17 protein-coding genes are annotated in these 18,307 nt (G+C 64.0%); all 17 read left to right on the top strand.

Translation table 11 applies throughout. The features are described 5' to 3' along the window. The first annotated feature begins 48 nt into the window (after nucleotides 1-48). The 17 genes from ACYP01_RS24925 to ACYP01_RS24845 all read left to right on the top strand — a co-directional run bounded on the left by ACYP01_RS24925 (nucleotide 49) and on the right by ACYP01_RS24845 (nucleotide 18,305). Nucleotides 49-810 (top strand): DivIVA domain-containing protein, encoded by a 762-nt coding sequence (locus ACYP01_RS24925; RefSeq protein WP_003942696.1) that lies wholly within the window; start codon nucleotides 49-51, stop codon nucleotides 808-810. Between the two features lie 189 nt (nucleotides 811-999). Further along, nucleotides 1,000-1,560: a YceD family protein gene (locus tag ACYP01_RS24920; protein ID WP_007729319.1), complete on the top strand. Its 561-nt coding sequence runs from the start codon at nucleotides 1,000-1,002 to the stop codon at nucleotides 1,558-1,560. Nucleotides 1,561-1,562: 2 nt separating this feature from the next. Continuing rightward, the gene (rpmF, locus tag ACYP01_RS24915) at nucleotides 1,563-1,745 is read left to right on the top strand and encodes a 50S ribosomal protein L32 (protein ID WP_007729318.1); all 183 of its coding nucleotides are present in this window, start codon (nucleotides 1,563-1,565) and stop codon (nucleotides 1,743-1,745) included. Nucleotides 1,746-1,764: 19 nt separating this feature from the next. Then, nucleotides 1,765-2,538, top strand: a complete 774-nt coding sequence (rnc, locus tag ACYP01_RS24910) for a ribonuclease III (RefSeq protein WP_003942759.1) — start codon at nucleotides 1,765-1,767, stop codon at nucleotides 2,536-2,538. 8 nt (nucleotides 2,539-2,546) lie between these two features. After that, a complete protein-coding gene (gene mutM, locus ACYP01_RS24905; RefSeq protein ID WP_003942752.1) occupies nucleotides 2,547-3,416 on the top strand; it encodes a bifunctional DNA-formamidopyrimidine glycosylase/DNA-(apurinic or apyrimidinic site) lyase in 870 nt (289 codons plus the stop codon). A 42-nt stretch (nucleotides 3,417-3,458) separates the two neighbouring features. After that, nucleotides 3,459-3,911: an OsmC family protein gene (locus ACYP01_RS24900; RefSeq protein ID WP_003942740.1), complete on the top strand. Its 453-nt coding sequence runs from the start codon at nucleotides 3,459-3,461 to the stop codon at nucleotides 3,909-3,911. Continuing rightward, the gene (locus tag ACYP01_RS24895; RefSeq protein ID WP_459682949.1) at nucleotides 3,911-4,834 is read left to right on the top strand and encodes an SMP-30/gluconolactonase/LRE family protein; all 924 of its coding nucleotides are present in this window, start codon (nucleotides 3,911-3,913) and stop codon (nucleotides 4,832-4,834) included. Before ACYP01_RS24900 ends, ACYP01_RS24895 begins: the two co-directional genes overlap by 1 nt. 5 nt (nucleotides 4,835-4,839) lie before the next feature. Further along, nucleotides 4,840-5,124, top strand: a complete 285-nt coding sequence (locus ACYP01_RS24890; protein ID WP_037130369.1) for an acylphosphatase — start codon at nucleotides 4,840-4,842, stop codon at nucleotides 5,122-5,124. Nucleotides 5,125-5,150: 26 nt separating this feature from the next. After that, nucleotides 5,151-8,738, top strand: coding sequence for a chromosome segregation protein SMC (smc, locus tag ACYP01_RS24885; RefSeq protein ID WP_341514216.1), 3,588 nt, complete (start codon nucleotides 5,151-5,153; stop codon nucleotides 8,736-8,738). A gap of 42 nt (nucleotides 8,739-8,780) precedes the next feature. Beyond that, nucleotides 8,781-10,208, top strand: a complete 1,428-nt coding sequence (ftsY, locus tag ACYP01_RS24880; RefSeq protein WP_459682946.1) for a signal recognition particle-docking protein FtsY — start codon at nucleotides 8,781-8,783, stop codon at nucleotides 10,206-10,208. 247 nt (nucleotides 10,209-10,455) lie between these two features. After that, nucleotides 10,456-11,715, top strand: coding sequence for an ammonium transporter (locus ACYP01_RS24875; RefSeq protein ID WP_051649690.1), 1,260 nt, complete (start codon nucleotides 10,456-10,458; stop codon nucleotides 11,713-11,715). 56 nt (nucleotides 11,716-11,771) lie between these two features. Next, nucleotides 11,772-12,110, top strand: a complete 339-nt coding sequence (locus ACYP01_RS24870) for a P-II family nitrogen regulator (protein ID WP_003942772.1) — start codon at nucleotides 11,772-11,774, stop codon at nucleotides 12,108-12,110. Further along, a complete protein-coding gene (locus tag ACYP01_RS24865; RefSeq protein ID WP_459682943.1) occupies nucleotides 12,100-14,607 on the top strand; it encodes a [protein-PII] uridylyltransferase in 2,508 nt (835 codons plus the stop codon). The genes ACYP01_RS24870 and ACYP01_RS24865 overlap by 11 nt, the downstream gene beginning before the upstream one ends. Before the next feature lie 115 nt (nucleotides 14,608-14,722). Further along, a complete protein-coding gene (ffh, locus tag ACYP01_RS24860; protein WP_003942713.1) occupies nucleotides 14,723-16,300 on the top strand; it encodes a signal recognition particle protein in 1,578 nt (525 codons plus the stop codon). A 3-nt stretch (nucleotides 16,301-16,303) separates the two neighbouring features. Beyond that, nucleotides 16,304-17,386 carry an amidohydrolase family protein gene (locus ACYP01_RS24855; RefSeq protein ID WP_459682940.1) on the top strand — a complete coding sequence of 361 codons (1,083 nt, stop codon included), beginning with the start codon at nucleotides 16,304-16,306 and terminating at the stop codon, nucleotides 17,384-17,386. Between the two features lie 209 nt (nucleotides 17,387-17,595). Beyond that, the gene (gene rpsP / locus ACYP01_RS24850) at nucleotides 17,596-18,066 is read left to right on the top strand and encodes a 30S ribosomal protein S16 (protein ID WP_003942818.1); all 471 of its coding nucleotides are present in this window, start codon (nucleotides 17,596-17,598) and stop codon (nucleotides 18,064-18,066) included. Then, nucleotides 18,063-18,305 carry an RNA-binding protein gene (locus tag ACYP01_RS24845; RefSeq protein ID WP_003939023.1) on the top strand — a complete coding sequence of 81 codons (243 nt, stop codon included), beginning with the start codon at nucleotides 18,063-18,065 and terminating at the stop codon, nucleotides 18,303-18,305. The genes rpsP and ACYP01_RS24845 overlap by 4 nt, the downstream gene beginning before the upstream one ends. Nucleotides 18,306-18,307: the final 2 nt, after the last annotated feature.

Here is an 18,307-nt window from a genome sequence, read left to right as displayed (position 1 = left end):
CCGGTGACGATGTGGGCCGATTTCGGCCGGTAGAGATTGGGGTTGCTTGTGTACCGCGTATTCGAGGCACTGGACGAACTGGTCGCAATTGTCGAAGAGGCGCGCGGTGTTCCCATGACCGCAGGGTGTGTTGTGCCTCGCGGTGACGTACTCGAGCTACTCGACGACGTCCGGGACGCAATTCCGAGCGAGCTGGACGACGCTCAGGACGTCCTCGATCATCGCGACAAATTGGTCGGTGACGCGCGAGCAAACGCCGAGAAGACGGTCAGCAGCGCCAATGCCGAGGCAACCTCGACTGTGGAGAACGCACGCGACGACGCCGACCGGATTCTGTCCGATGCCAAGGCTCAGGCCGATCGCATGGTTGCCGAAGCGCGTGCGCACGCCGATCAGTTGGTCGAGGACGCCGAAGCAGAAGCGGAACGGACCGTCACCGACGGCCGTCGTGAGTACGAGGCCGTCACCGGACGGGCGCGTGCCGAGGCCGATCGGATGATCGAGTCCGGCCAGGCCTCGTACGAACATTCGGTGGCGGAGGGAACGGCGGAGCAGGCTCGTCTGGTGTCGCAGACCGAGGTTGTCCAGTCCGCTCACGCGGAATCCGCGCGAGTGATCGACGCCGCTCATGCCGAGTCCGACAGGATGCGTTCGGAGTGTGACCTGTACGTGGACACCAAGTTGGCCGAGTTCGAAGAGTTCCTCACCGGAACGGTTCGATCGGTCGGGCGTGGTCGTCAGCAGCTTCGAACGGGTTCGGGGGTTCCCGACTACCAGGACGACGATCGTCGTTCCGAGCGGCGCCGATAGAGCAGACAAGTCAGTCGAGGGTGGGTCGTCCGATATGGGGCGGCCCACTTTTTCGTGGATCGAATTGGGATTTGCCTTGTAGCTGCCGTATTGTGGAGTGGTTGCCCATACCAGTTTCAACAGTTAGGTGAGTTCTCTTTGTCAACGCATCGTCGTAGTTCGTCGCATCAGTCAAGTGATGCGGGATTTTTGCTGGACACGGTCAAGCTCGGTCGTCGTCCAGGGTCGATGCGTACCGTCGAGAGAACAATTCAGTCCCCGAACCGTATCGGTCTCGATCTGATCGCGATCGAAGCGGGCGCGGACATAGATCTCGATCTTCGTCTCGAAGCAGTGTCCGAAGGCGTTCTCGTCACCGGAAACGTGCACGCACCCACCAAGGGTGAATGCTCGCGGTGCCTTGAACCTTTCACCGACACCGTGGACATCTATCTCACGGAGTTGTTCGCTTACCCGGACAGCACCACCGAGGAGACGACGGAAGAGGGAGAGGTCTACGCGGTCGAAGACGACGAAATCGACCTCGAACCGGTCATCGTCGATGCAGTCGGGCTGGCGCTTCCGCTCCAGCCTCTGTGCAGTGACGATTGCCTGGGATTGTGCTCAGAATGTGGCATTCGCCTGGCGATTGCGGAATCTGGGCATGGGCATGACATACTTGATCCTCGCTGGGCTGGTCTCGCGGCCAAATTTGGCGTGGAATCAAACACCAGCGAAAATCTTGTGATCACCGAAGCCGAGGAGAAGTAGAAGTGGCTGTCCCCAAGCGCAAAATGTCGCGATCCAACACGCGGTCGCGTCGTAGCCAGTGGAAGACCACTGTGCCCACCCTCGTTACCTGCCCCAACCGTGGCTGTGGCGAGCAGACCCTTCCCCACATCGCATGCCCGTCATGCGGTACTTACAAGGGCCGCCAGGTAACCGCTGCTGTCTAGTTCTCCCCGGAGAAAGACTATGACGAGCGAAAATACAGTTTCAGCCGCCGGCGGCGAGGGCAATCACGACAAGCTCCTCGCCGCTGTCGGCGTAGATATAGAGCCCGGTCTTCTGACCCTGGCTCTCACGCACCGCTCGTACGCGTACGAGAACGGCGGACTGCCCACGAACGAGCGCCTCGAGTTCCTAGGGGATTCCGTTCTCGGCGTCACGGTGACCGAAAATCTCTACCTGTCCCACCCGGACAAATCCGAAGGTGATCTGGCGAAGATCCGTGCCAGCGTGGTCAACATGCATGCACTCGCCGAGGTTGCCAGGACTCTGGGTGAAGGTGGACTCGGAGCACACCTGCTGCTGGGTAAGGGCGAGGAAATGACGGGCGGCCGTGACAAGCCGTCCATTCTCGCCGACGGTATGGAGTCGATTCTCGGCGCCATCCACCTGCAGCACGGCATCGAGACTGCGCGACGCGTCGTCCTCGATCTGTTCGACGATCTACTCACTCGCGCACCGCTTCTGGGCGCGGGTCTGGATTGGAAGACGAGTCTGCAGGAACTGACCGCAGAACACGGTGCCGGAGTTCCCGTTTACGAGATCACCGCCACCGGACCCGATCACGACAAGGAATTCACGGCCACCGTTCTCATCAGTGGCAAACCCTTGGGTGTCGGTGTCGGTCGTTCCAAGAAGGAAGCCGAGCAGAAGGCAGCAAGTTCGGCATGGAAGACGATGTCGGAGAATGCCGCTGCTACCGCAGTCGCTGCTGACGACACGCCTGATCTTGCCGGCTGAGTTCACTCTTGCCTGAGCTTCCCGAAGTCGAAGTCGTTCGCCGCGGCCTACAGTCTCATGCTGTAGGTGCGGCGATCGAGGCCGTCGAGGTACTCCATCCCCGCGCGATCAGGCGCCACATTCTCGGTTCCGAGGACTTGATCGGCCAACTCACCGGGCAGACCATCGCTTCGGCAGAGCGTCGCGGCAAGTACCTGTGGCTGGTTCTCGAGCCTGCCGGTGTCGGACTGGTGGTTCATCTCGGGATGAGCGGACAGATGCTGGTCCAACCCCCGACAGTCGACTGGGAAAAGCACCTACGCATTCGGTTGGCCCTCGATTCCGGGGCCGATCTTCGATTCGTCGATCAGCGGACCTTCGGTGGCTGGTCGATTTCACCCCTCGTCGAGGTCGACGGAACGATGCTGCCCGAGTCGGTGGCGCACATCGCTCGCGATCCCATGGATGCGGCGTTCGATCTCGAATCCGTCGTGAAAGTCCTGCGGGGCAAGCACACCGAGATCAAGCGCGCGATTCTCGACCAGACGGTGGTCTCCGGAATCGGAAACATCTACGCCGACGAATCATTGTGGCGCGCCAAGATTCACGGCAACCGTATCGCCGAAACGCTTACCAGGCCCAAACTTCGAGAACTGTTGACCGCGGCACACTCGGTGATGGGTGAAGCGCTCGATCAGGGCGGTACGTCCTTCGACGCGCTGTACGTGAACGTCAACGGGGAATCGGGCTACTTCGACCGGTCGCTGTCGGCGTACGGGCAGGAAAATCTCCCGTGCCCGCGATGCGGCGCGCCGATCAAGCGTGAGAAGTTCATGAATCGATCGTCGTTCAGTTGCCCGCGGTGCCAGCCGACCCCGAGGGCACGGCGAATCGCCTAGGTCTCCCGCTCCTTCGGTTCGGCGGAGTGGCAAGATTGCGTCATGGCTGAACAGACTCCCGACACCACTGCAACCGCCCCGGCTCACACGGAGCTTTGGGTCGAACGAACCGGAACCCGCCTCTACACCGGCAAGAGTTCGCGCGGCGCAGAGGTTCTCATCGGCTCCGAATCGGTGCCAGGAGTCTTCACGCCCGGCGAACTCCTCAAAATTGCACTGGCCGCATGCACCGGGATGAGCTCCGACTTCCCGATCTCGCGCCGGCTCGGTGACAACTACGATGCGACGGTCCGAGTGTCCGGAGCCGCCGATCGTGAAAACGAAGTCTACCCGCAGCTCGACGAGGTCCTCGAGCTCGATCTCAGCGAGTTGGATGCCGAGGCACAGCAGCGCCTCATCACTCTCGTCGAGCGTTCCGTGGACAAGGTATGCACGGTCGGGCGCACGCTCAAGGCCGGAACCAAGGTCACTCTGTCGTTCGACACGGAAGCCTGATGTTCCGCGCCGGCAGCGTTGTCGCTGCGATCGCACTGGGTTCCGTTGTGGCGCTGAATGCTCCAGCGCAGGCCTCGGTCCCGGCCGACGGCTCGGCCGGTAGTTGCGGCACATGGACGTCGAGCGTCGTGACGACTGGTGCCGGAATGCTCGAGAACCTCGAATTCGACGGCAACGGATCGATGGTGTTGTCGCAGTCGGCTCTGATCGGGCCGGGTGCACTGCTGAAAGTGGCGCCGGACGGAACACGGACAACTTTGGTCGGTGACGTCACCGGACCTGGCGGTCTGGTCGCGCGTGAGGGATCCGTGTACTTCACCACGGGCAACTCGACTGTCTCGGGACTGTTCGGAATCGCCGACGGCAGCCTCCGCAAGGTCGACGTCGCAGACGGGTCGGTGACAACGATCGCCGACGGTCTGGTGATGCCGAACGGGCTTGTGCAGCTGGACGATAACCGTTTCCTCACTGCCCGCACACTCACCAGGCCGGGGCTCACGGTCGTCAACAGTGACGGAAGCAGTTCGATCGTTCGTGAAGACCTCGGCACCGTCGACGGCCTCGCACGCTCCGGTTCGACGATCTACGTGAGCACGACCTTCGACATGGTCACCGCCGTCCACATCCTCGACGCAAACGATCTGGGCGGGCCGATGCGAACGATCACGCTCCCCGGGTTCGGTCCGGCAAACATGGCGGACGATCTGACCGTCGGACCGGACGGCGCGTTGTACGTCGCATTCAATGCAGGCGGCAAAGTTGTTCGCGTCGATCCGGATTCGGGATCTTCGTGTGAGATCGCCTCGGGTCTGCCGTTCACATCTGCGGTCAAGTTCGGCGCCGGACCGGGCTGGGATCCCAACGCGCTCTACACCACCGGATTCCTGGGTGACGTTCACCGTCTCGAACGTGTGGCGGGCTGAGCGTCATGGCTGAAGCAGCGCCTGTGCGGTTGACGGCGTGGGTTCACGGATACGTTCAAGGCGTCGGGTTCCGGTGGTGGACCAGGGCCCGCGCACTCGAACTCGGATTGATCGGATATGCGTCCAATCAGCGTGACGGTCGAGTGCTCGTCGTGGCGGAGGGCGAACGCACGCAACTCGAGCGATTGGTGGAGCTGCTGCGCTCGGGTACTACCCCAGGCTCGGTGGATCTCGTGGTCGACAGCTGGGACACCGCAAGGGGCGACCTGACAGGGTTCGTCGAACGCTGACCTGTTTGGCGGTAAAGTTTCCCCCCATGCACCTCAAGAGTCTGACACTCAAGGGATTCAAATCCTTTGCGTCGGCAACGACTCTTCGGTTCGAGCCGGGAATTACCTGTGTGGTCGGCCCGAACGGCTCGGGTAAATCCAACGTCGTCGATGCGTTGACCTGGGTGATGGGCGAGCAGGGCGCCAAGGCCCTGCGCGGCGGCAAGATGGAAGATGTCATCTTTGCCGGCACCTCCGGCCGCGCGCCGCTGGGCCGCGCCGAGGTGACCTTGACCATCGACAACGCCGACGGGGCGCTCCCGATCGAGTACTCCGAGGTGTCGATCACGCGCCGCATGTTCCGCGACGGCGCGGGGGAGTACGAGATCAACGGCTCGTCCTGCCGTCTGATGGACGTCCAGGAACTGCTCAGCGACTCCGGCATCGGCCGCGAAATGCATGTCATCGTCGGGCAGGGACGGCTCGCCGCGATCCTCGAATCCCGTCCCGAAGATCGACGCGCCTTCATCGAAGAAGCCGCGGGAGTCCTCAAACATCGCCGCCGCAAGGAAAAAGCGGTGCGCAAACTCGATTCCATGCAGGCCAATCTCGCTCGCCTCAGTGACCTCACCGCGGAACTGCGTCGGCAACTCAAACCGCTGGGACGCCAAGCCGAGGTTGCTCGGCGAGCACAGACGGTCCAGGCTGACCTGCGTGATGCAAAGATGCGTCTGGCCGCTGACGATCTGGTGACCCGTCGAAACCAGTTGAACGACCAGGCGCAGGACGAGAAAGCGGCCCGTGAACAGCACAACCAGGTGGCGGCTGCGCTCGACGAGGCCAACCTCGAACTCGGGCGCCAGGAGCAAGCTCTCGCTCGTCTGACTCCGGGATCGGAAGCGGCTGCACAGAGTTGGTTCCAGCTTTCCGCGCTTGCCGAACGCGTCAACGCCACCGTGCGCATCGCCCGCGAGCGTGCGCGTCATCTCGACTCCGAACCCGTCGGCAACCGCGGCCAGGACCCGGACGAGATGGAGGCGCGCGCCGAACGTCTTGCTGCCGAAGAGGCCGAACTCCTCGAAGGCGTCGAAATCGCGCGAGCGGCGTCGGAAGCTGCTCGGGACCAGCTCGCAGCCACCGAAGATGCTGCAGCAGAAGCGGAACGGGCGCACATGGCAGAAGTTCGTGCCGTCGCCGACCGCCGTGAAGGTCTTGCTCGACTCTCCGGTCAGGTCGACACTCTGCGTACCCGCGTCGAATCCGTCGACGCGGAAGTGTCTCGGCTGACCGAGGCGATCGACGAGGCTCGTCTGCGTGGCGATGCCGCACAGGCCGAGTTCGACACGGTGCAAGAAAGCATCGGGGACCTCGACGCCGGTGAAGTCGGCCTCGATACCAATCACGAACGCGCCATCGAGGCTCTCGAGATGATCGACGCGCGCGTCGAAGAGCTTCGTGAGGAAGAAAAGACGAGCGGGCAACGCATCGCTTCGCTCCGGGCGCGCATCGAGGCACTGTCGATGGGTTTGCAGCGCAAGGACGGTGGCGGCTGGCTGCTCGAACACCGCGGCGACGACGGCATCACCTCGCTGGTCGGATTGATTCACGTCGAACCCGGCTACGAGGCCGCGATCGCTGCCGCGATGGGGCCGGCGGCGGACGCCGTCGTGGCGCAGTCGCTGGACTCTGCTCGCTCCGCTGTCACAGCACTGGCCGATCAGGACGGTGGACGTGCATCACTGATCGTGAGCGGTGAACCGGCGATCAAGCGCGAGGCCGAGATCGCGCCGGGTAGTCGTCCGGCCGTCGACGTCATCGACTGCCCTGACGAGTTGCGTGCCGGATTGACCGCCATCCTCGATGGCGTCGTCCTGGTCGAGACTCTCGATGACGCGATTCGAGTTGTTGCTGACCACAAGGGAATTCGTGCAGTGACGCGTTCTGGCGATCTGCACGGTTCGGGGTGGATGATCGGTGGCTCGGATCGGCAACCGAGCACGCTCGAGGTGCAGGCGGCGATCGACGCGTCAGCAGCGGAACTGGCGGCAACGGAGAGCCGATCCGAGGAACTCGACGCGGCGCTGTCCGGCGCTCTGGCCGAACAAGCCGCTCGACGCGAGACCGCGGAGCAAACTTTGGCAGCGCTCAACGAGTCGGACGCCGCCATGTCCGCCATCTACGAGCAGTTGGGCAGATTGGGGCAGGCAGCACGAGTCGCCCACGCGGAATCCGAGCGGTTGACCGCCCAGCGAGTGCGTGCCGAGGAGGGCCGCGGTGAGTCGCTGACAAAGCTCGCGGATCTGGAGGAACGTCTGCGCGTCGCCGAAACCGACGGCAGTGCACCGGGACACGGTGCGGAATCGACCGCTGCCGATCGCGAAATGGCCGCAGCAGCGCTCGCCGAAGTGCGCATCGTCGAAATGGATGCTCGCCTTGCCGTGCGCACCGCCGAAGAGCGTGCGGAATCCGTACGCGGAAAGGCCGATTCGCTTCGGCGTGCGGCCGCCGCGGAACGAGAAGCGCGGATTCGCGCCGAGCGGGCTCTGCGCGCCAGAGCGCACGCTGCGGAAGTTGCAGCTGCCGTCGCCGAGTCGGGACAGCGTGTGGCGGCCGAACTCGAGACAGTCGTCGCTGCGGCTCTTGCCCACCGTGACGAGTTGGCTCGGGCCCGCGCCGAGTGCACGGCCAAGCTGGATCAGGTCCGCGAGACAGTCCGAGCACTGACCGGACAACTCGCTTCGCTCACCGACGCCGTCCACCGCGACGAGGTAGCGAAGGCACAGGCAGCGCTGCGCATCGAACAACTCGAGGAGTCGATCCTCGATCAGTACGGAATCGGCCTCGACGATCTGATCGCCGAGTACGGGCCCGAGGTCGAACTGCCGCCGACCGCTCTCGAAATCGAGGAGTACGAGCAGGCCAAGGAGCGTGGGGAGCAGGTCACCGCCCCCGCTCCGCTTCCGTACGACCGCGCGACTCAGGAACGGCGCGCCAAGCGGGCCGAGAAGGACCTCGCCACCCTCGGCAAGGTCAATCCGCTGGCGCTCGAGGAATTCGCAGCTCTCGAGGAGCGGTACACCTTCCTCTCCACTCAGCTCGAGGACGTCAAGACCGCACGCAAGGACCTTCTTGCTGTGGTCGCAGACGTCGACGCACGAATTCTGCAGGTGTTCACCGAGGCCTATGCCGACGTCGAGCGTGAGTTCGTGGGAGTGTTCGAGAAATTGTTTCCCGGGGGAGAAGGGCGGCTGGTCCTCACCGATCCCTCGGACATGCTCACCACCGGCATCGAAGTCGAGGCGCGTCCGCCCGGTAAGAAGGTCAAACGGTTGTCGTTGCTGTCGGGCGGCGAGAAGTCGTTGACCGCGGTGGCCATGCTGGTCGCGATCTTCCGGGCACGCCCGTCCCCGTTCTACGTGATGGACGAAGTCGAGGCGGCGTTGGACGACACCAACCTGCGGCGGCTGATCGGACTCTTCGAACAATTGCGGGAGAAGTCGCAGTTGATCGTGATCACTCACCAGAAACCGACGATGGAAATCGCCGATGCGTTGTACGGCGTCAGCATGCGCGGCGACGGCATCACCACCGTGATTTCGCAGCGACTTCGCGGTCAAGACATGGCCTCGACGTAAGCCCTGCTCACTTTCCGGGTCGGAGCCTGAAACAATGGGCCGGTGACTACCCAGGCTTGGATCATCATCGCGGCTGTAGCGGCCGTACTACTCGTCGTTCTCGTTGCCGGATTCCTGCGCTACCGCAAGGGGCAGGTATCGCTGAAGGCACCCGAGACGAAGCCGGAGCTCGGCGCCCCCGAGAAGGACAAGTCAGGCGGCTACAAGGCCGGTGGCGGGTTCAACTTCAGTCAGGGGTCGACGGCAACGGCGCCACCTCCGGTGGTTCCGACACCTCCGGTCGCCGAGAAGCCGCCCGTCGTCGAAGAACCTGTCGTCGAAAAACCGATCGTCGAAGAACCGGTTATCGAGGAACCAACTGTCGCGGAACCGGTTGTCGAAGAACCTGTTGCGGAGAAGCCGGCCGCCGTCGAGGAGCCGGTTGTCGAAGAGCCGGTAGTAGAAGAGGCGCCGGTAGCAGAACCGGTTGTCGAAGAACCTGTTGTCGTTCCCGAGCCCGTCGTCGTTCCCGCGCCAGTCGAGCCTGCACCGCGCGTGCTGGACGAGATCGACCCGACCGAGGGTCGGCTGGACCGACTGCGCGGGCGCCTTTCCCGCTCGCAGTCAGCAGTCGGCAAGAGCTTGCTGGGTCTGCTCGGTGGCGGCGATCTGGACGAGGATTCGTGGGAAGAAGTCGAGGACACCCTCCTCATCGCAGACCTCGGCTCCGCGACCACGGAAAAAGTCGTCACGAAGCTTCGTGAGCAGATGGCGGCCCGCAGCGTCCGGACCGAGGCTGCCGCCCGCGCCCTTCTGCGCGAGGTGTTGATCGCCGAACTGCGTCCCGAACTGGACCGCTCCATCCGCGCATTGCCGCACGATGATCACCCGGCTGTTCTGCTAGTCGTCGGCGTCAACGGGACCGGCAAGACAACCACCACCGGCAAGCTGGCTCGCGTGCTCGTCGCCGACGGTCGTCGCGTCGTGCTCGGTGCCGCGGACACGTTCCGCGCCGCCGCCGCCGATCAGCTCCAGACGTGGGCCGAGCGTGTCGGCGCTGAAGTTGTTCGTGGCAAGGAGGGTGGCGATCCCGCTGCGATTGCCTTCGACGCGGTCTCACGGGGCATCGCGGACGGCGTCGACGTGGTCCTGATCGACACCGCCGGCCGTCTGCACACCAAGACCGGTCTGATGGACGAGCTCGGCAAGGTCAAGCGGGTTATCGAGAAGAAGGCCTCGGTCGACGACGTTCTGCTGGTTCTCGATGCGACGGTCGGCCAGAACGGATTGGCGCAGGCTCGAGTGTTCGCGGAGGTCGTGGACATCACCGGCGTCGTACTGACCAAGCTGGACGGAACCGCCAAGGGCGGAATCGTCTTCCAGGTTCAGCATGAACTGGGTGTGCCGGTGAAGTTGGTCGGCCTCGGTGAAGGTGCCGACGACCTGGCGCCGTTCGAGCCGGGTGCGTTCGTCGACGCCCTGCTGGGCTGACGCCCCCGTGCGCCTTTTTGGTAGCGCGAACTACCAAAAAGGCGCACAGGGTCGGTAGAACTCCCTGGCGAAACCTGTTTGCAACAAAGTTGGGCAATTGGTTCACGTCTGCGAAACGCGACAGCGCCATGGACGAAACACCAGCCCAGCACTCTTCTCCTTAACGACGTGCTGCCCGGCACGTGCGACTAGGAGGTAGTAAGTGAGTACCGACGATTTGTTGGCGAACTCCGGTAACGCCGCATGGATGCTGATGGCTGCATCTCTGGTCTTGCTGATGACACCCGGCCTCGCTTTCTTCTACGGCGGGATGTCTCGGTCCAAGTCCGTCCTGAACATGATGATGATGTCCTTCGGGGCCATGGCCGTCATCGGCGTCATCTACGTTCTGTGGGGATGGTCGATGTCCTACGGCTCTGAGAACATCGGGGGCATTTTTGCCAACCCGTTCGAGTTCTTCGGCCTCAAGAACAGCATCACCGATGCTGACGGCAACTTCATCGCCGGCGCCTGGGGCTACCCCAACGTCATCGACATCGCGTTCCAGGTGACATTCGCGATCATCACCACCGCCCTCATCAGTGGTGCCCTGGCCGAGCGGGTCAAGTTCGGCACCTGGCTCCTGTTCTCGGGTATCTGGGTCACCGTCGTCTACTTCCCGCTCGCACACATGGTGTGGGGCGGCGGACTCCTCTCGGGCTCCGAGGACGGCATCGCGGCAAAGCTCTTCGGCACCACGGTCAACGACGACGGAGTCACCGTCGCCAACGTCGCTCCGATCGACTTCGCCGGTGGCACAGTCGTTCACATCAACGCGGGTATGGCCGGTCTGGTCCTCGCACTCATCGTCGGCAAGCGTCTCGGCTTCGGCAAGACCGCCTTCCGTCCGCACAACCTGCCCTTCGTGATGCTCGGCGCCGCACTCCTCTGGTTCGGTTGGTTCGGCTTCAACGCCGGCTCGGCATTCGCCGCTGACGGTAACGCCGGTCTCGCCTGGGTCAACACGACCACCGCGACGTGTGCCGCAGTCCTGGCCTGGCTCGCTACCGAGCGTATTCGTGACGGCCACGCCACCAGCCTCGGCGCAGCGTCCGGTGCGGTTGCCGGTCTGGTCGCCATCACCCCTGCTGCCGGTGCGCTCAACCCGGTCGGTTCCATCTTCCTCGGCGCAGTAGCCGGCATCCTGTCCGCTCTCGCAGTCGGCCTGAAGTTCCGCTTCGGCTTCGACGACTCGCTCGACGTCGTCGGTGTTCACCTTGTCTCCGGCCTGTGGGGCACGATCGGTATCGGATTCTTCGGCACCGCAACCGGCCTCTTCTACGGCGGCGACTACAAGCAACTGGTGGTTCAGATCGTGATCGCACTCGCAGCACTCGTCTTCACCGGCGTTCTGACGACGATCATCGGCTTCGCACTCAAGCCCCTGGGCTGGCGAATCTCGGCCGAGGACGAGGCACGCGGCATCGATGAGACCGAACACGCAGAGACCGCATACGACCTCGCGTGATCAGCACGTGATTAAAGTGAATTCAGGCACTTCAGAGTTTGGAAAGGGATGAGCACATGAAGCTGATCACAGCAATCGTCAAGCCGTTCACGCTCGAGGACGTCAAGACCGGACTCGAGCAGGCCGGAGTGCTGGGTATGACAGTCAGCGAAGTTCAGGGCTACGGCCGACAGAAGGGCCACACCGAGGTGTACCGAGGCGCGGAGTATTCCGTGGACTTCGTACCCAAGGTCCGGGTCGAGGTCGTCGTCGACGACGCGGCCGTTGACAAGGTGGTCGAGGTGATCGTCGAGGCCGCTCGAACCGGCAAGATCGGTGACGGCAAGGTGTGGGTCTCGCCAGTCGAGTCGGTCATCCGGGTTCGCACCGGGGAACGCGGTGGCGATGCACTCTGACCCGAAAGGGTCCGAGAACTTCGGCCCTGGTTCCGTCGCGAAAGCGACGGGGCCAGGGCCGGTCTCGTCAGGGGGATCCGACGAAGCTGCGGACCTGGCCCGCGCACGCAAGGCCCTACTCACCGGAGGCGTCAAGAACAGGAGGCTCGACGCCCCCTCGCTGCGACATGCACTGGTCGATCTGCACGAATTCTGGTTGACCACCAAGGGGACCGAACTGGGCATCAAACCGGATTGTGGGTTTGCCATCGTCGCCGTGGGTGGTCTCGGCCGACGCGAACTGTTGCCGTATTCCGATCTCGATCTGATTCTGCTGCACGACGACATGGACCCAGCCGTCGTGGCCCAGGTCGCGGACAGCCTGTGGTACCCGCTGTGGGACGCGCACATCAAACTCGACCACAGCGTGCGGACGCTTCCGCAGGCGCTTCAGGTTGCGGCCACCGACATGACGGCAGCACTCGGAATGCTCGAAGCACGCCACATTGCCGGCGACGTGGAGCTGAGCAACCTGTTGATCAGTGGTGTCCGACGACAGTGGCGTATGGACATCCGCAGCCGATTCGACGAATTGATCACCCAGACCCGTACGAGGTGGGAGCGCAGCGGCGAGATCGCCCATCGCGCCGAACCGGATCTCAAGAGCGGCCGTGGCGGGCTGCGAGACGTCCAACTGCTCAACGCCCTGTCCATCGCGCAATTGACCGACGGGATGCCAGGGCTGGGACCCAACTCGCCCGGCGGCGGTCTGGCACTTGCGCACAGGCGGTTGCTCGACGTGCGCACCGAACTTCACCGCGTTGCCGGTCGCGCCCGCGACCAACTGCGAGCACAGGACGCCGACGAGATCGGTGCGGCGCTACGGATCGGTGATCGCTTCGATCTGGCCCGCCTTCTCAGCGAATCGGCGCGCACCATCAGCTATTCGGTCGACGTCGGTATCCGTACCGCCGGAAACTCCTTGCCCCGGCGTGGTTTGTCGCGGCTGCGTCGCGCGCCGGTGCGACGACCACTGGACGAGGGCGTCGTCGAGCATGCCGGCGAAGTAGTTCTGGCGCGCGATGCGAGGCCGAAGAAGGATCCCGGTCTGGTGATGCGGGTCGCGGCAGCGGCGGCCACCAACGGCATGCCGATCTCCGCGTCGACGCTCAATCGCCTGGCCGACAATGCCCCGGAGCTGCGTGAGCCGTGGCCGAAAAATGCGGTCAACGATCTCTTGGTCGTGCTCGGTTCGGGATCGCGTGCCGTTCCGGTGATCGAGGCGATGGACCGGACCGGGCTCTGGGGTCGACTCCTGCCGGAGTGGGGGACCATTCGCGATCTTCCGCCGCGCGACGCCGTCCATACGTGGACGGTGGATCGGCACCTGGTCGAAACCGCCGCGTATGCAAGCGGATTCACCACTCGCGTCGCTCGGCCGGATCTGCTCATGCTCGGTGCGTTGATCCACGACATCGGGAAGGGGCGAGGGGGAGACCACAGCGTCGTCGGTGCCGAATTGGCCACCGCGATCGGAAATCGCTTGGGACTCTGGCCTTCCGACGTCGCGACGTTGACGGCGATGGTGCGATACCACTTGCTGTTGCCGGAAACCGCCACCCGTCGCGACCTCGACGATCCGGCAACCGTGCAGCGAGTGGTCGACGCACTCGAGGGAGACGGGACCCTTCTCGATCTCCTGCATTCGTTGGCGGAAGCGGATTCGCTGGCCACCGGGCCTGGTGTCTGGGGCGACTGGAAGTCGTCGTTGATCGGCGAGCTGGTGCGTCGTTGTCGTTTGCTGATGGCAGGGGAGGAGCTCCCGCAACCCGATCCACTCGCTCCCGAGCAATTGGCCATCGCCGAGGAGGGCGGGGTTCACGTCTCGCTCGTTCCGGCCGAGAATGCGCACACCTACGTCGTGACCGTCATCGCGCCCGACGCACCCGGGCTGCTGTCTCGGGCTGCCGGAGTTCTGGCGCTGCAGTCGTTGCGGGTGCATTCCGCATCGCTGGGGTCGCATGCAGGTTCGGCGGTCAACTCGTTTGTCGTGACGCCGAGGTTCGGCACACCCCCGCAGGCGGTGCTGCTCCGGCAGGAATTGATCCGGGCTTCGGCCGGTGAACTGAATTTGCTCGAACTTCTCGACGCGAAGGACGAGGAGGCACGGGCAGAGCAGTGGGACGACCCGATCCAGACCAACAAGGATTCCGCGGTTCCGGTGCTCTATGCGCAGGCGCCACCGCGGGTCATCTGGTTCGACGCGCCCGGCGACGGTCAGGCGATCCTCGAATTGCGTACCGAGGACCGCGTCGGCCTGCTCTGCCGACTGGCCGCAGCACTCGAACACAGTGGAGCCGACATCCGGTGGGCGAAGGTCGCCACCTTGGGTTCCTCGGTGGTCGACGCGTTCTGCCTCGACTTCGGTGAGGCCGATACCCGCGCGGCGCGAGAGCGCGTCGAGGAGGCGGTGCTGGCGGTGGTTCCGGTGCCACAACCCAAGAAGAAAGAGGATTGACGGACCGGTTTCGGCAGTTACGCCCGCATCGGCTGGGATCGGTGCGGGCGTAGCGGCTAGGCTGGTGCCCGAGAATATCCACGGCTAACTCGCACGACCTTCAGGAGCGCACTCGGTGTTCGAATCCCTTTCCGACAGATTGACCGGATCTCTCAAGGATCTGCGTGGCAAGGGTCGTCTGTCCGGCGCCGACATCGACGCTACGGCCCGCGAGATCCGCCTTGCCCTGCTCGAGGCCGACGTCGCGCTTCCCGTAGTGCGCAGCTTCATCGCCAAGATCAAGGAACGCGCCAAGGGCGCCGAGGTCTCGGGTGCACTGAACCCGGCTCAGCAGGTCGTCAAGATCGTCAACGAAGAACTGGTCGAGGTTCTCGGCGGTGAAACCCGTCGACTGCAGTTCGCCAAGACGCCGCCGACGGTCATCATGTTGGCCGGTCTGCAGGGTTCCGGTAAGACCACGCTGGCCGGAAAGTTGGCCAAGTGGCTCAAGGATCAGGGGCACACGCCCCTCCTCGTCGCCTGTGACCTTCAGCGTCCCGGCGCCGTCACTCAGCTTCAGATCGTCGGTGAGCGTGCAGGCGCCGCAGTCTTCGCGCCGCACCCCGGCACCTCCATCGGCGGCGGCGAGAACGCACTGGGCGTTTCCGCAGCCGACCCCGTCGAGGTCGCCCGCGCCGGCGTCGAAGAAGCACGCAACAAGCATTACGACGTCGTGATCGTCGACACCGCCGGTCGCCTCGGTATCGACTCGGAGCTGATGGCGCAGGCCGCCGGTATCCGTGACGCCGTCAACCCGGACGAGACCATCTTCGTCCTCGACGCCATGATCGGTCAGGACGCGGTCAGCACGGCCGACGCTTTCCGTGAGGGAGTCGGCATCACCGGTGTCGTCCTCACCAAGCTCGACGGCGACGCCCGCGGTGGTGCCGCGCTGAGCGTCCGCGAGGTCACCGGCCAGCCGATCCTCTTCGCCTCCACCGGCGAGAAGCTCGAAGACTTCGACGTCTTCCATCCCGATCGCATGGCCAGCCGGATCCTCGGCATGGGCGACGTCCTGAGCCTCATCGAGCAGGCCGAGCAGGTTTTCGACGCCGATCAGGCCGAAGCCACCGCAGCGAAGATCGGTTCCGGTCAGCTCACCCTCGAAGACTTCCTCGATCAGATGATGGCCGTCCGCAAGATGGGCCCGATCGGCAACCTCCTCGGTATGCTGCCGGGTGCCGGCGGCATGAAGGACGCGCTTGCCAACGTCGACGAGAAGCAACTCGATCGCATTCAGGCCATCATCCGCGGTATGACGCCGGCCGAGCGCGACGATCCGAAGATCATCAACGCCTCACGCCGACTGCGCATCGCGAACGGTTCGGGCGTCAAGGTTTCCGACGTCAACCAGTTGGTGGATCGTTTCTTCGAAGCCCGCAAGATGATGGCTGCCATGGCCGGCCGTATGGGTATGCCCGGCGCGCGTAAGCAGGTTCGCAGCAAGAAGGGCAAGAAGGGCAAGAAGGGCGGCAAGGGCCCGACGCAGCCCAAGATGCGCGGAGGATTCCCCGGCATGGGCGGGTTCCCGGGGATGCCCGGCGGAATGCCGGCCGGTATGCCCGACCTGTCGAACATGCCCAAGGGTCTCGATCAGTTGCCGCCCGGACTGGAAGGCATCGATCTCTCTCAGCTCAAGCTGCCCAAGAAGTAGTCGGTGGCTGCGCTTCATCTTCGGGGGATCGGTCTGCCCGATGCCGAGCCGATCGAATTGTGGATCGTCGACGGGCTGATTTCCTTCGAGCCGGTGTCCGGTGCGGAGACGATCGTCGAATCGGGTTGGATCACACCGGGTCTCGTGGATGCGCACTGTCACGTCGGTATCCGCTACGGCGGTGGCGGCGGCGAAACCGTCGACGGGTTGCTGGGGCAGGCGAAGACCGAACGTGACGCGGGCGTGCTGTTGCTACGCGACGCCGGATCGCCGGTCGACACCAGGTTCATCGACGAGCGCCTCGATCTGCCGCGGATCATTCGCGCAGGTCAGCACATCGCAGCACCGAAGCGGTACATCCCGGGCCTGCCGGTCGACCTGGACGACGAATCTCAGTTGCCGGCCGAGGTGGTGCGTCAGGCAGGCGCCGGTGACGGTTGGGTCAAGCTCGTCGGGGACTGGATCGATCGTTCCATCGGTGACCTCGCCCCGTTGTGGAGCGACGAGATTCTGGTCGAGGCCATCGCTGCCGCCCATGCCGAAGGCACAAGGGTCACCGCTCACGTCTTTGCCGAGGATGCTCTGCCCGGCCTGATCAACGCCGGCATCGACTGCATCGAGCACGGCACCGGATTGACGGACGCGACCATCGAGTTGATGGTCGCTCACGGCACGGCCTTGGTTCCGACGCTGATCAACATCGCAACTTTCCCCGAGATCGCGGACTCTGCCACGCGGTATCCGATCTACGCGGCGCACATGCGGGATCTGCACGCTCGTCGACATCGGACGATCGGTGCCGCTCACGAGGCCGGGATTCCGATCTATGCCGGAACGGATGCCGGCGGATCGATCAGGCACGGGCGGATCGCCGACGAGATCGCCGAACTCGAAGTTGCCGGTTTGACGGCGCATCAGGCGCTGGGCGCAGCCTGCTGGGACGCGCGGAGTTGGTTGGGTGCGCAGGGGATCGAAGAAGGAGCGCCCGCCGACCTGGTGGTTTATTCCGAAGATCCGCGCGGAAACCCCGATGTGCTCGCGAAGCCGATGCGTGTGATCCTCCGCGGAACCCCCGTGAGTGGTTAGGGAGTCCCCGCTCTCTCGAAGCGCGCACAGGGTGGTTTCCGAACGAGCCCACCCATCTGGCACAATGGACCATTGTTCGTCGCAACCGGTTACGTACCGCTGCGACGGTCACAGGATAGAGGCAAAACCGGGCTCACAAATCGTGTGGGTCGCTGAATTGCACGTGACATGCGCAGCACTGTTGTGCGCGCTGAAGGAGAACTGCAGCTGTGGCTGTCAAAATCAAGCTCACCCGCCTCGGCAAGATCCGCAACGCTCAGTACCGCGTTGTCATCGCCGACTCGCGCACCCGTCGTGACGGCCGTGCGATCGAGACCATCGGCAAGTACCACCCCAAGGAAGAGCCCTCGCTGATCGACATCGATTCCGAGCGCGCTCAGTACTGGCTGTCCGTGGGCGCACAGCCCACCGAGCCCGTCGAGGCACTCCTCAAGATCACCGGTGACTGGCAGAAGTTCAAGGGCCTGCCGGGCACCGAAGGCACCCTGCGCGTCAAGGAAGCCAAGCCCACCAAGCTCGAGCTCTTCCAGGCTGCGCTCGCGCAGGCCGAGAACGAGCCGGTTGCAGAAGCAATCACCCCCAAGAAGAAGAAGGCTGCAAAGGCTGACGAGGCCAAGGCAGAAGACACCGCGGCTGACGCCGAGGCTCCCGCTGCAGACGCCGAGGCTGCTGACAAGTGAGTGCCGTCGTCGCTGATGCGGTAGAGCATCTCGTGCGTGGCATCGTCGCCAATCCCGACGATGTGCGCGTCGAGCTGATCACCGGACGTCGGGGACGGACCGTCGAGGTGCACGTGCACCCAGACGATCTCGGCAAGGTCATCGGTCGGGGTGGTCGCACTGCGACCGCTCTGCGGACCTTGGTCTCCGGCATCGGTGGCCGCGGTATCCGTGTTGATGTCGTCGACACCGATCAGTAGAC

The sequence above is a fragment of the Rhodococcus sp. no. 34 genome (assembly GCF_054589475.1).
Note: the sequence above shows the minus strand (reverse complement) of the source record. Positions and strands in the feature narration are given on the sequence as shown.

Excerpts from the sequence above, each read along its gene's own strand:
- rnc (WP_003942759.1), top strand. The coding sequence starts at position 1,765 with ATGACGAGCGAAAATACAGTTTCAGCCGCCGGCGGCGAGGGCAATCAC.
- ACYP01_RS24900 (WP_003942740.1), top strand. The coding sequence starts at position 3,459 with ATGGCTGAACAGACTCCCGACACCACTGCAACCGCCCCGGCTCACACG.
- ACYP01_RS24895 (WP_459682949.1), top strand. The coding sequence starts at position 3,911 with ATGTTCCGCGCCGGCAGCGTTGTCGCTGCGATCGCACTGGGTTCCGTT.
- ACYP01_RS24890 (WP_037130369.1), top strand. The coding sequence starts at position 4,840 with ATGGCTGAAGCAGCGCCTGTGCGGTTGACGGCGTGGGTTCACGGATAC.
- smc (WP_341514216.1), top strand. The coding sequence starts at position 5,151 with ATGCACCTCAAGAGTCTGACACTCAAGGGATTCAAATCCTTTGCGTCG.
- ACYP01_RS24875 (WP_051649690.1), top strand. The coding sequence starts at position 10,456 with ATGCTGATGGCTGCATCTCTGGTCTTGCTGATGACACCCGGCCTCGCT.
- ACYP01_RS24870 (WP_003942772.1), top strand. The coding sequence starts at position 11,772 with ATGAAGCTGATCACAGCAATCGTCAAGCCGTTCACGCTCGAGGACGTC.
- ACYP01_RS24865 (WP_459682943.1), top strand. The coding sequence starts at position 12,100 with ATGCACTCTGACCCGAAAGGGTCCGAGAACTTCGGCCCTGGTTCCGTC.